Annotated in this window: 9 protein-coding genes; 8 read left to right on the plus strand and 1 reads right to left on the minus strand. The window is 75.5% G+C overall.

Features of this window, described 5'->3' with window-relative positions:
* Positions 1-109 precede the first annotated feature (109 nt).
* From ACOQFB_RS21925 to ACOQFB_RS21960, 8 genes are all read left to right on the plus strand, one after another.
* Positions 110-3,463, plus strand: coding sequence for a hypothetical protein (locus ACOQFB_RS21925; protein ID WP_421609520.1), 3,354 nt, complete (start codon positions 110-112; stop codon positions 3,461-3,463).
* 239 nt (positions 3,464-3,702) lie between these two features.
* On the plus strand, positions 3,703-5,217 hold the full coding sequence (locus ACOQFB_RS21930; RefSeq protein WP_421609521.1) for a peptidase MA family metallohydrolase: 1,515 nt from the start codon (positions 3,703-3,705) through the stop codon (positions 5,215-5,217).
* On the plus strand, positions 5,214-6,233 hold the full coding sequence (locus tag ACOQFB_RS21935) for an AAA family ATPase (protein WP_059435782.1): 1,020 nt from the start codon (positions 5,214-5,216) through the stop codon (positions 6,231-6,233). Before ACOQFB_RS21930 ends, ACOQFB_RS21935 begins: the two co-directional genes overlap by 4 nt.
* Before the next feature lie 282 nt (positions 6,234-6,515).
* Positions 6,516-6,857, plus strand: a complete 342-nt coding sequence (locus ACOQFB_RS21940) for a GIY-YIG nuclease family protein (protein WP_202813213.1) — start codon at positions 6,516-6,518, stop codon at positions 6,855-6,857.
* Entirely contained in the window at positions 6,854-7,762 is a 909-nt protein-coding gene (locus ACOQFB_RS21945; protein WP_421609522.1) for a DUF58 domain-containing protein, read from the plus strand. The genes ACOQFB_RS21940 and ACOQFB_RS21945 overlap by 4 nt, the downstream gene beginning before the upstream one ends.
* On the plus strand, positions 7,759-9,909 hold the full coding sequence (locus tag ACOQFB_RS21950; RefSeq protein ID WP_494492368.1) for a BatA domain-containing protein: 2,151 nt from the start codon (positions 7,759-7,761) through the stop codon (positions 9,907-9,909). The genes ACOQFB_RS21945 and ACOQFB_RS21950 overlap by 4 nt, the downstream gene beginning before the upstream one ends.
* 27 nt (positions 9,910-9,936) lie before the next feature.
* Entirely contained in the window at positions 9,937-11,034 is a 1,098-nt protein-coding gene (gene nagZ, locus ACOQFB_RS21955; RefSeq protein ID WP_421609524.1) for a beta-N-acetylhexosaminidase, read from the plus strand.
* 48 nt (positions 11,035-11,082) lie between these two features.
* Positions 11,083-11,391 (plus strand): hypothetical protein, encoded by a 309-nt coding sequence (locus tag ACOQFB_RS21960; RefSeq protein ID WP_059435778.1) that lies wholly within the window; start codon positions 11,083-11,085, stop codon positions 11,389-11,391.
* Here the strand turns inward: ACOQFB_RS21960 and ACOQFB_RS21965 are convergent.
* Positions 11,285-12,364, minus strand: a complete 1,080-nt coding sequence (locus ACOQFB_RS21965; RefSeq protein WP_421609525.1) for an alpha/beta hydrolase family protein — start codon at positions 12,362-12,364, stop codon at positions 11,285-11,287. The two genes, ACOQFB_RS21960 and ACOQFB_RS21965, sit on opposite strands and share 107 nt — an antisense overlap.
* Positions 12,365-12,448: the final 84 nt, after the last annotated feature.

The raw sequence follows: 12,448 nt of genomic DNA on the forward strand, positions 1-12,448 counted from the left end.
CGATCCGCCGCCCGGGCGGAGCGGATCGGCTCACCCCGCGCGTTCCCCCGCGTTATCCTTCCGGGAACCGCCGGAATGTGCGGTGGCTACCACGGTTCGACAGGGGCACATGGCCGGCGCCTACGCAGATATCGCCCGCGTCCTCCAGGGGGCGCGCAGGCGGCAGGTCCGGGTCGTCCTCCTCACGGCGGCGGCCGGGGGCGGCGCCGCGGCCCTGCTCTGCCTGCTCGCCGGCGCGATCGCCCTCTCCGCGGGCGCCCGGACCGGCTTCCGCCTGGTGGCGCTCGGCGGGGCCGGCCTGGCCGTGCTCGGGGCCGCCATCGCCGCCGTCCGGGCGCTCCTCCGCGGGGCGCGCGACGACGAGGCGGCCGCCCGCACCGTGGCCTCCGGCGAGCCGGCCCTCCGCTCCGCGCTCCTCTCCTCCGTGGAGCTGGCCCGCGCCCGCCCGCTCCTCGCCGCGTCCGGCGAGCTGTCGGTCGAGCTGCTGGACGCGCACCTCGACCTCACCGCCGAGCGGGCCCGCGGGCTCGACCTCGCCCGCGCCATCCCGGACCACGGGGCCCGCCGGGCGGGGTGGGCGCTCGCCGCGGTGCTGGGCCTCCACCTGCTCGGGCTCGCCGGCCTGGGGCAGGGGTTCCGCGCCGCCTACGGCCGCGTCCTCGGGGGCGATCCCCCCGGCGCGCCGGCGGTGCAGGCGGACCCGATCACCGGCGACATCGAGCTGACCTACCGCTACCCGGCCTACATGAAGCGCGACCCGCGCACGCTGTCGGGCACCGGCGGCGAGGTGCGCGCGCCCCGCGGCACCGAGGTCGAGCTGAAGACCCGCGCCGACCGGCCGGTGGTCGCGGCGGAGCTCGTGATCGAGCAGGAGGGGCTGGTGCCCGCTCCCGCTCGCCCTTCGACGGGCTCAGGGCGAGCGGATGACTCGAACTCCGCTCACCCCGAGCCTGTCGAGGGGGGAGCGGCGCAGGGGACCGGGGCCGGGGGCGAACCAGATCCGCTCACCCCGAGCGTAGGCCGGGCGCCAGCCCGGCCGGAGTCGAGGGGCCGTCCTTCGACAAGCTCAGGACGAGCGGATGAATCGAAGTCCGCTCACCCCGAGCCTGTCGAGGGGCGGGCGGACTCCCCCATCCTGAAGCGCCGCGCGCTCGCCGTCGCCGGCGGCCGGGACCTCTCCGGCCGCTTCGTGGTCGATCAGGGCGGGAGCTACCGCTTCCGCTACCTGGACGCGAAGGGCCGGGTGGTGGCCGAGGGGCCGCCCATCCCCATCGCCGTCGAGGTGGACCTGCCCCCGCAGGCGCGCATCACCGCGCCGGAGCGCCAGCTGGAGGTGGACGCGAACGCGGTGGTGGCGATCGAGTGGCAGGCCGAGGACGACGTGGGCCTGTCCGAGGTGGCGCTCGTGGTGAAGCCGCCGGCGGGCGAGCCGCAGCGCCGCGTCCTGCGCAAGGGCGACGGGCTGCGCCGCGACGGCGGCACGCAGCAGCTCGCGCTCGCGCCGGAGCGGCTCGCCGAGGGCGAGGCGCTCGAGTACTGGATCGAGGCGGTGGACGGCGACACGGTCTCGGGCCCGAAGACCGCCGCCTCCGAGCACCAGCTCGTGAAGGTCTACTCCGAGGCCGAGCACCGCCGCGCGGTGCTGGAGCGCGCGCGCCAGGCGTTCGAGGAGCTGGTGGCGCTGCTCGGCGACCGGCTCGAGACGCTCTCGGACGGCCCGGTCGCGACCGCGGAGCGGCTGCCGGTGGCGCAGCAGCTCGACGCGCGCACGCGCCGGCTCACCGACATGCTGCGCGACGCCGCCCGCGAGCTGCGCCGCGACCCCGCCGGCGCCCGCGAGGTCGCGGCCGCGCTGCAGAACGTGTCCGGGAACGTGCGGGTGGCCGAGCAGCGCGTCGCCGCCCTCCGCGCCGCCATCGGGCAGGCGATCCGCGTGCGGGTGAGGCCGGACGCCTCGCTGGTGCGGAACATGACCTCGGCCGACGCGGCGCTCGACGCCACCATGGAGAAGGGCGTCCTGTACCTCGAGCAGCTCCTCGACAAGCAGCGCGCCCAGGACCTGGTGCGCCTCGCGAAGGACCTGGCCCAGCGGCGCCGCGACCTCGCCGGCCTGCTCGAGAAGTACCGGGCCTCGCCCACCGAGGCCGCGAAGAAGGAGGTCCTCGCCCAGATCTCGCGCATGAAGGACCGGGTGAAGGACCTGCTCGCGCGCATGGCCGAGCTGTCGAAGGGCTTCAACGACGAGCACATGAACGAGGAGGCGCTCGCGGAGCTGGCGAGGTCGCAGGACCTCGTGGGCGGGCTCGACGACGTCGAGAAGAAGCTCGCGGCGGGCGACGTCGAGGGCGCCATGAAGGCGCTCGACCAGCTGGCGGGCGCGATGGACCAGATGCTGGCCGGCCTGGAGCGCACCGCCGGTCGCCCGGACGAGAAGGCGCAGCAGCTCATGAAGGAGATGCTCGCGTTCAAGGACCAGCTCGAGCAGGTGCAGTCGGAGCAGCGGCGCACCGCCGAGGAGACGGACCAGGTGCGCCGGCGCTACCGGCAGAAGATCGCCGACCGGATGAAGGGCGCCGAGGGCGACCTGAAGCGGCTCGCCGAGCTGGCCGGCAAGGCGCGGCAGGACCTCGACCGCGCCGAGCCCGGCGTCACCATGCGCGCCGAGCCGGAGTACGAGCTGTCGCGCGAGGCGCTGAAGGACCTGGAGCGGGCGCTGGGGATGCGCGAGCTGGAGGGCGCGGCCGAGGCGGTGATGCGGGCGCAGCCGTCGGTGGAGCGGCTCGCGATGGAGCTCGACGAGGACGCGGCGCTCGGCGACCGCGGCGCGCCGCTCACCGGCCGCGAGCCGGAGCAGGTGGCCGACGCGCGCAAGCACGCCATGGACGCGGTGCCGAAGGTGCGCGAGATCCGCGAGAAGCTGCAGCGCATGTTCCCGGACCCGCGCCAGGTGCTGGGCCAGGAGGAGCAGCGGAAGCTGGGCGAGCTCGCGCAGAAGCAGGACCAGCTCGAGCGCAAGGCGGGGCGGCTCCAGTCGCAGCTCTACGACCTCTCGCAGAAGGCGCCGGTGTTCCCGCCCTCGGCGCAGCAGGAGCTGTCCGAGTCGCGCGGCCACATGGGCGAGGCGGCCGCCGAGCTGGGCGCCCGCAACCCGCAGCGCGGCCACGGGCAGCAGGAGCTGGCCATGGACGCGCTCTCGCGCCTGCAGAAGGGGCTCGAGGAGGCGGCGAAGAAGGGCGGCGGGTCGGGCGGGGGCCAGGGCTTCCCGTTCCCGTTCGCGGAGTCGGGCAGCGAGCAGGAGGGCGACGGCCGCGAGGCCTCGCGCGAGAAGGTGAAGATCCCGGGCGCCGAGGCGCACCGCGTGCCCGAGGAGTTCCGCAAGGACCTGCTCGACGCCATGAAGCAGGGCGCGCCGGAGCGGTACCGCGGCGAGGTGCAGCGCTACTATGAGGAGCTGGTCAAGTGAGGGCCGCCATCGCCCGATGCGAGCCGTCGCCGCCCGTCCTTCGACAGGCTCAGGACGAGCGGTGTTCGGGAGGTTCGCTCGCGGTGAGCCCGTCGAACCGCGAGCGGAAGCGCAGGATCGCTGCAGGGCTCCTCGCGGCGCTGGCGCTGGTCGTGATGGTGCCGGCCTCGGCTCAGGGTGACCCTTCGACTCCGGCGCGGCCTGGCGGCCGCGCCTACGCTCAGGGTGAGCGGGATGCGGTGGAGCGCACCGCCTTCAAGGCCCTGAAGCTCCTCGCGCAGGAGGACCTGCCGGCGGCCCGGGCGCTGCTCGAGCCGCTCGAGCCGTTCGAGGACGCGCCGGACGCGGTGAAGCTCGCCGGCGGCGTGCTGCGCTTCTTCGACCAGCGCTACGACGACGCCATCGCGCTCATCACCGCCTCCGGCGCGGGCAAGGCGGGCGGCTACCTGGAGCTGGCGCGGGCGGCGCGCGAGGTCACGAAGGACCACGCCCGCTCCGAGAGCGAGCACTTCGTCGTGTCCTACCCGAAGGGCAAGGACGAGGTGCTGGTGCCGTACCTGGTGGACGCGCTGGAGCGGCAGCGCGCCGCGCTCTCGAAGGCGCTCGGCGAGCCGCCGGCGCGCCGGCTCACCGTCGAGATCGTGAACGACGTGAAGGAGCTGGCGAAGGTCTCGACGCTCACCGAGGCGGAGATCCGCACCAGCGGCACGGTGGCGGTGGCGAAGTTCGGCAAGCTCATGCTGCTGTCGCCGAAGGCGCTGCTGAAGGGCTACGACTGGCTCGACACCGCCGCGCACGAGTACACGCACGACGTCGTCACCGCCCGCACCGGCAACCGCGCGCCCATCTGGCTGCAGGAGGGGCTCGCGAAGTGGTTCGAGTCCGCCTGGCGCGGGCGGGTCGATCCGCTGAGCCCGATCTCGGCGGCGCTGGTGAAGGACGCGATCGCGAAGAACACGCTCGTCACCTTCCAGGAGATGCACCCCTCGCTCGCGAAGCTCCCGTCGCAGGAGCGGGCCGCGCTCGCCTACGCGCAGGTGGTGCTGGCGGTGGAGTACCTGGTGAAGCGCTCCGGGCCGGAGGTGCTCGCGCGCGTCACCGGCCTGGTGGGCGAGGGCGTCGAGGCCGACGAGGCGGTGGCGCGGGCCACCGGGATGCCGTTCGAGCGGTTCCTGGGCGAGTGGCGGAAGTACATGGCGGCGCGCCCGCTCCCGCGCGGCGGCGAGCACGAGCTGAAGAAGCTCCGCTTCAAGGACGACCCGAAGCACGGCGGCGCCTGGGCCGAGTGGGCCGAGATCCCGGACCCGGAGGCGCGCGGCTTCGCGCGGCTCGGCGAGATCTACCGCGCGCGCGGGCGCTGGGCGGCGGCGCGCATCGAGTACGGCAAGGCGCATGCGCGCGTGGGCGCACGCTTCCCCATCCTCTCGGGTCAGCTCGCGCTCGCCGCGACCATGTCCGGCGAGGGCGAGGAGGCCGAGCAGGTGCTCCGCGGCGCGCTCGACTGGAACCCCGACTACCCGGCCCTGAACGTCCAGCTGGCGCGGCTCCTGTACGAGCGCAAGGAGCTCGCCGCCGCGCGCGACCGGCTGCTGGTCGCGAACCGGCAGGACCCCTTCGACCCGGAGATCCACGCCGGCCTGGCCCGCGTGCTCACCGCGCTCGGCGACCCCGGCGGCGCGTCGCGCGAGGCGCGGTTCGAGCGGATACTGGGCGGCCGAGACGCAGAGGGCGCACGCCCGGAGGAGCACCCATGACCGACGTCCCGAACGCCCCGCCGCCCCTCCCCGCCCCCGAGTCCGACCTGCGCGCCGTGCAGGAGCTGCACGAGGCGCGGCGCATGCTGCTCGGCGAGATCGAGAAGCGCATCGTGGGCCAGCGCGAGGTGGTGGACGCGCTGCTCGTGGCGCTGTTCGCGCGCGGGCACTGCCTGTTCGTGGGCGTGCCCGGCCTCGCGAAGACGCTGCTCATCTCGACCGTGGCCGAGGTGCTCGACCTCTCCTTCAACCGCATCCAGTTCACGCCCGACCTGATGCCCTCCGACATCACCGGCACCGACGTGCTGGAGGAGGACCACACCACCGGGCGCCGCGCCTTCCGGTTCGTGCAGGGGCCGATCTTCGCGAACCTGCTGCTCGCCGACGAGATCAACCGCACGCCGCCGAAGACGCAGGCGGCGCTCCTGCAGGCCATGCAGGAGTACCGGGTCACCGCCGGCGGCGAGACCTACCCGCTCGACCTGCCGTTCCTGGTGTTCGCGACGCAGAACCCCATCGAGCAGGAGGGCACGTACCCCTTGCCCGAGGCGCAGCTCGACCGCTTCATGTTCTACGTGCCGGTCGGCTACCCGAGCGCGACCGAGGAGCTGGAGATCGTCCGCTCCACCACCGTCGCGAAGCGCCCGGCGCTCCGGCGCATCCTCTCGCCCTCCAAGATCCGCGAGCTGCAGGACCTCGTCCTCCGCGTCCCCGCCGCCGACCACGTCATCCAGTACGCCGTCGAGCTGGTGCGCCGCACCCGCCCGAACGAGCCCGGCGCGCCGCAGTTCGTGAAGGAGAACGTCTCCTGGGGCGCCGGTCCGCGCGCCAGCCAGTACCTCATCCTCGGCGCCAAGAGCCGCGCCATCCTCGACGGCCGCATGGCCGCGAGCGAGGAGGACGTGAAGGCGCTCGCGAAGTACGTGCTCGTGCACCGCGTGATCACGAACTTCCGCGCCGAGTCCGAGGGCGTCACCAGCGCCCAGATCGTGGAGCGGCTGCTGGAGGGGAAGTGAGCGAAGGGGGTAGGCAGGGCAGTTGCACCCCGCTCATGGTTCGTCCCTCGACTCCGGCCGCGCCTGACGGCGCGGCCTACGCTCGGGATGAGCGGGGGTTCAAATGATCCGCTCACCCTGAGCGTAGGCGGGCCGAAGGCCCGCCGGAGTCGAAGGGTCACCCCGAGCGGATTCCAGCCCGCTCACCCTGAGCTTGTCGAAGGGTGAGCGGGGGACGCGGAGCAGGCAAGGCAGTTGCACCCCGCTCATGGTTCGACAGGCTCACCATGAGCGGAGCGTCAGATGGCTCACCAGCGCGGGATCCACTTCTTCGTGTACATGCTTCGTTGCAGCGACGGCAGCTACTACGTCGGCCACACCGACGACCTGGACACGCGCGTGGCCCAGCACCAGGACGGCGCGTTCGGCGGATACACCGCCACCCGCCGCCCCGTCGTGCTGGTCTGGAGCGCCGAGTTCGCGAGCCGGGACCAGGCGTTCCTGCGCGAGCGCCAGGTGAAGCGCTGGGGCCGGGCCAAGAAGGAGGCGCTCATCCGCGACGACTGGGGCGAGATCCGCCGGCTGGGGCTCGGACGCGACCGGCCGGATCGCGGCCCCTCCAACGGCGAAGGCCCTCCCCGATGACCGACCCCCGCAAGCCCCCGCTCCTCGACCCCGCGGTCCTCGCCCGGCTCGGGACGCTGAAGCTGCGGGTGCGCGCCATCACCGAGGGCGTGCTCACCGGGCTCCACAAGTCGCCGCACCACGGGCAGTCGGTCGAGTTCGCGGAGCACAAGGAGTACGCGCCGGGCGACGAGATCCGGCACATCGACTGGAAGGCGTACGGGAAGTTCGACAAGTACTACGTGAAGCGCTTCGAGCAGGAGACGAACCTCCGCGCGTACCTGGTGGTGGACGCGTCCGGCTCGATGGGCTACCGCTCCGACCCCGCCGGCATGACCAAGCTCGAGTACGCGAGCGCGCTCGCGGCCTCGCTCGCGTACCTGCTGGTGCGCCAGCAGGACGCGGCCGGGCTGGTGCTGGTGCAGGGGCAGGTGGCGGGCGCCATCCCGCCGCGCGCCTCGGCCGGGCACCTCGTGCCGGTGCTGGACGCGCTCGAGTCCGCGAAGGCCGAGGGGACGACGCGGCTCGCCGCCGCGGTGGACTGGGTGATCGAGCACGCGCCGCGCCGCTCGTCGGTGCTGGTGTTCTCCGACCTGTTCGACCCCGACGCCCAGGTGCTCCGGCAGCTCGCCCAGCTCGGGCGGCGCAAGCACGAGGTGACGCTGTTCCACGTGCTCGACCGCGCCGAGCTGGAGTTCCCGTTCGACGACCCGACGCTGTTCCTCTCCATGGAGGACGCGCGGCAGGTGGAGGCGCACGGGCGCGACGTGCGGAAGGGCTACCTCGACGTGCTGGGGCGCTGGCTCGAGGAGGTGAAGCGCACCGCCGCCGAGGCCGACGTGGACTACGCGCTCTGCCGCACCGACCGGCCGCTCGAGGAGGTGCTGCTCCCGTTCCTGGCGCGGCGCGAGAGGTCGGCGGCGTGAACCTCGGCTTCGGGAACCCGGCGCTGCTGTGGGGGCTGCTCGCCGCGGCCATCCCGCTCGTCGTGCACCTGTTCTTCCGCCGCCGCCCGCGGCCGACGCCGTTCCCGGCCATCGACTTCGTGCTCCGCGCGCGCCGCGAGACGCAGCGCCGGCTGCGCCTGAAGAAGGTGCTGCTCTTCACCGCGCGCACGCTGCTCCTCGCCGCCATCGCCGCCGCCATCGCGCGCCCGCGCGCCGAGCAGCCCGGCGACCCGGCCCAGGCGGTGGCCCGCGGCCCGCGCGCCACCGCCATCGTGCTCGACGCCTCCGGGTCGATGCGCTACCGGCTCGGCAACCGCCCGCTGTTCGACCGCGCCCGCGCCGACGCGCTCGGCGCGCTCGCGGCGCTCGCGCCGGAGGAGCCGGCCACCGCGGTGGTGTGCGGGGCCGGCGCGCCGCAGGCCGAGGCGCCCTCGTTCGACCGCGCCGCGGTGCGCCGCGTGCTGGAGCGCGCGCAGGCGAGCGCGGCCTACTCCGACCTCAGCGCCTGCGTGGGCGCGGCGCTCCGCGCGCTCGTCTCGGCGAAGGCGCAGGAGGGCCTGCCGAAGCGCGTGGTGGTCGCGACCGACCTCGCCGCCTCGGCCTGGCGGCTCGACGGGCCGGCGCCGGCGGTCGAGGGGCCGCAGGGCGCGGTGCGCCCGGAGGTGAGCGTGCTCGACGCCGCCCGTGGCGAGGGGCTCCCCAACCACGCGGTGGTGGGGCTCGAGGCCGAGCCGGATCCCGCCGCCGGCCCGCGCGGCTACCGCGTGACCGCGCTCCTCGCGAACCACGCCGCCGCGCCGCTGAAGGACGCGCCGCTCCTGCTCACCGTCGGCACCGGTCCCGCCGCGAAGACGCCCATCCGCGCCTTCACCGAGGTGCCGGCGGGCGGCGCCACCCGCAAGTCGCTGCTGCACGCGTTCGCGGAGGGCGGGCCGGCGGTGGTGCAGGTGAGCCTGCCCGAGGACGGGCTGCCCGACGACGACGCCCGCGCGCTCACGCTGGTGGTGCCGCGCGAGGTGCGGGCGCTGGTGGTGGACGGCGCGCCCTCGCCGGTGAAGTACCGCGACGAGGCGTACTTCGTGGAGTCGGCGCTCGCCTCGCCCGCCTCGCCGGTGCGCCCCACGCTGGTGGACGCGGAGGCGTTCCCGCGCACCGACCTGTCGAAGTTCGACGTGGTGTTCCTGCTCAACGTCCGCACGCTCGGGGGCAAGGCCGCGGAGCTGGCCCGCTTCGTCGAGGCGGGCGGCGGGCTGTTCGTGTCGCTCGGCGACCAGGTGGATCCGGAGCTGTACGGCCGCGAGCTGGGACCGCTCCTCCCCATGCCGCTCCACGTGGAGAAGACCGCCGGCGCGCGCGGCGATCCGGCCGGCGCGCTGCGGGCGGCCCGCTTCGCCGAGGTCGCCTGGGACCACCCGGCGCTCTCGATCTTCACCGGCGACGCGCGCGAGGGGCTGCTCGGGGTCCGGACCGGCCGCTACATGCTGGCGAAGCCCGGGGCCCGCGGCGCCGCCCCGCAGGTGCTCATGAGCTTCGACGACGGCGCGCCGGCGCTCGTCGAGGCGCGGCGCGGCCGCGGGCGCGTGATGCTCTTCACCTCCAGCGCCGACCGCGACTGGACCGACTGGCCCATCCGCACCAGCTTCCTGCCCGCCATGCAGCGCTTCGCCGGCTACCTCGCCGGCGCGCTGGAGGAGCGGCGCGAGCCGCCCAGCGTGGTGGGCGCGCGGCGGAAGCTCCGGCTCGGCCAGGGCGAGGCGCTCGTGTCGCTCGTCGGGCCGGACGGCCGCGAGCGGTCCCGCGCCGAGCTGGAGCGCGACGGGCTGACCGAGGAGAAGCCGGGCGTGCTGGAGCTGTCGCCGGAGCGGAGCCTGTGGCAGGTGAAGATCGCCGCCGGCGGGCAGCAGCGGGTCGAGCCGCGGCTCGCGTTCGCGGTCGCGTTCGACCCCCGCGAGTCGGACACCCGCCGGCTCGAGCCCTCCGAGCTGACCGCCTGGTTCGGCGGCGCCGCGCACGCCCGGGTGGACGGTGACGCGCGGGGCGCGGGCGAGCGGCAGCTCCCGCTCTGGTCCATCCTGCTCGCGCTGGGGGTGGCGGCGTTCTTCCTGGAGGGGCTGTTGCTGGCGTGAGCCGGTTCCTCGGCTAGGATCCGCCCCGTGCCCACCCCGACCTCCCTCGACGCCCAGGTCGCCGGCCTGCTCTGCGTCGGCTTCGACGGCAAGACCGCCTCGCCCGAGGTGCTGGAGCTCATCCGCCGCGGCGTCCACGGCGTGGTGCTGTTCGCCCGGAACGTGGAGAGCGCCGAGCAGGTGGCGGCGCTCACCGCCGAGCTGAAGCGCGCGGCGGGGCGGCCGCTCCTCGTCGCGGTGGACCAGGAGGGCGGGCGGGTGGCGCGGCTGCGGGCGCGCCACGGCTTCACCGAGCTGCCGCCCATGCGCGCGGTGGGCGAGGTCGGCGACGCCGGGCTGGCCCGCGAGGTGGGCGCGCTGCTGGGCCGCGAGCTGCGGGCGGTCGGCATCGACCAGGACTACGCGCCGGTGGTGGACGTGGACACCAACCCCGCCAACCCGGTCATCGGCGACCGGAGCCTCTCCCGCGATCCGGAGACGGTCGGCCGGCTCGGCGCCGCCATCGCGCTCGGGCTCCAGTCGGCCGGGGTGGCCGCCTGCGCGAAGCACTTCCCCGGCCACGGCGACACGAGCCAGGACTCGCACACCGACCTGCCCCGCCTCCCGCACGCGCTGGAGCGGCTCCGGGCGGTGGAGCTGGCGCCGTTCCGCGCGCTGGCGCGCGCCGGGGTGGCCTCGGTGATGACCGCGCACGTGGTGTTCGAGGCGCTCGACCGCGACCGACCGGCCACGCTCTCGCCGACGGTGATGCGGCTGCTGCGCGAGGAGGTCGGGTTCGACGGCTGCGCCATCTCCGACGACCTCGAGATGGAGGCGGTGGCCGGGCACTTCCCGCTGGAGGAGTCGGCGCCGGGGGCGGTGGCGGCCGGGGTGGACGCGCTGCTCGTGTGCCACTCGCCCGCGGTACAGCACCGGGCCATCGACCTGGTGCGGGCCGCGGTGGAGGCGGGTCGCATCCCCGCGGAGCGGGTCGCCGAGGCCCGGGGCCGGGTGGGTCGGCTGCTCGCGTACGCGGGTCCGCCGCCGGACCCGGCCCGGGTGCGCGACCGGCTGCGGACGCCGGAGCACCTGGCGCTGGTCGAGAACGTGCCGGCCCTGGAGATCGGCCGCGACCCCACCGCCTGACGGTAACTTGTGGGGCGGTCCCCGCCTCGACTAGATTTCGTTCCTCGCGTGCCCGCGCCCACCGCCGCCTGCCCGAGCTGCCGCGCGCCGCTCACCGCCGACGAGATCCTCGACGCCGGCACGCTCGCCTTGCCCGACGCGCCGCTGCTCACGCTGCGGTGCCCGCGCTGCGAGGGCGACGCCTGGGCGCGGCTCGGCGAGGGGGCCATCGAGCTCGGCGCCGCGCCGGACGACGCGGCCCGCTTCGCGCCTACCGCAACCGCCCCGGCGCCCGGCCTCTCGGTCCGGCCCGCCGCGACCTGGCTCGACTGCTGGCACGCCGGCCGCTACCGGCGCTTCCCGGCGCGGCCGGGCTGACCTCGCGCTCCGCCGCCTCGAGCCGCAGGAACGCGTCGAGGATCGCCTCGCGCATCGCGCCCTGGTGGCGCAGCACCGCCGAGACGTGGCCCGCCGGCAGCCAGCGCAGCTCGCAGCTCCAGTGCGCGGCGATGCGGGCCATCTCCGCCGGCGGCACCACGCCGTCCGCGGCGGTGCCCACCACGATGGCGGCGCCCGGCGCGACCGGCGGCGGCAGGGCGCACACCGAGAAGCGCGACAGGCCGGCGCACAGCTCCACCCGCGCCGCCTCGCGGTCCGCCGCGTCGCCCGCCAGCGCCGCCCAGTCCGGCACGTCGCGCAGCACGCCGGAGAGCAGCACCGAGTCCGGCGAGCAGGAGGGCGCGAGCGGCACGGTCGCGACCGGCCACGGCATCGAGGCGCCCACCATGGCCGCGAGCTGCCCGCCCATGCTGTAGCCGGTGACGCCCACCCGCGGCGCGCCCAGCGCCTCGCGCGCCCAGGCGAGGAGCGCGCGGCCCTCCTGGAAGGTGGCGGCGCCCATCAGGTAGAGGTCGGAGACCGAGCGCACCGCGTGGCGCGCCTGCCGCTCCGGCCGGCGAGCGCCGTAGAACGCGTTCTCGAGCACGATCGCGCCGAGGCCGTGCGCGAGCAGCGGCGCGGCGAAGCGGAGCCGCATCGCGAACCCCTGGTCGCCCGAGGCGGCGAGGTGCACCGCCACCCCGCGCAGCGGGCCCTCGGGCAGCAGCACCTGCACGCGCGCGGCGCGGGCGCAGCCGGGGAGGCGCGACTCCGGGCTCCGGAAGGAGCCGTCGCGCAGCGTGCCGCCGTGCGCGGCCCGCGGCGGGCCCAGCGAGACGTCGACCCGGGCCGGGGCCCGCCGGGCGAGGGGCAGCGGCTGGAGCCTCTTCACCAGCCGCCGATCGCCCCAGCCGTCCGCGAAGAACCGCGGCCCGGCGGCGGTCAGCCCGAAGAGGACGTCGAGGACGTGCAAGTCTCGCTCCGCGTCAAAGGTGCGACCTGCGCGCACGGACGGGGAGCCGCTCCAATGGCCGTTCACCCTGAGCGTAGGCCGGGC

It is taken from the genome of Anaeromyxobacter sp. Red801, assembly GCF_049201065.2.
In the GTDB taxonomy this organism is placed as follows: Bacteria; Myxococcota; Myxococcia; order Myxococcales; family Anaeromyxobacteraceae; genus Anaeromyxobacter.

Bases quoted from the DNA above. Each gene is read 5' to 3' on its own strand.
- ACOQFB_RS21925 (WP_421609520.1), top strand. From the start codon at position 110: ATGGCCGGCGCCTACGCAGATATCGCCCGCGTCCTCCAGGGGGCGCGC.
- ACOQFB_RS21935 (WP_059435782.1), top strand. From the start codon at position 5,214: ATGACCGACGTCCCGAACGCCCCGCCGCCCCTCCCCGCCCCCGAGTCC.
- ACOQFB_RS21940 (WP_202813213.1), top strand. From the start codon at position 6,516: ATGGCTCACCAGCGCGGGATCCACTTCTTCGTGTACATGCTTCGTTGC.
- ACOQFB_RS21945 (WP_421609522.1), top strand. From the start codon at position 6,854: ATGACCGACCCCCGCAAGCCCCCGCTCCTCGACCCCGCGGTCCTCGCC.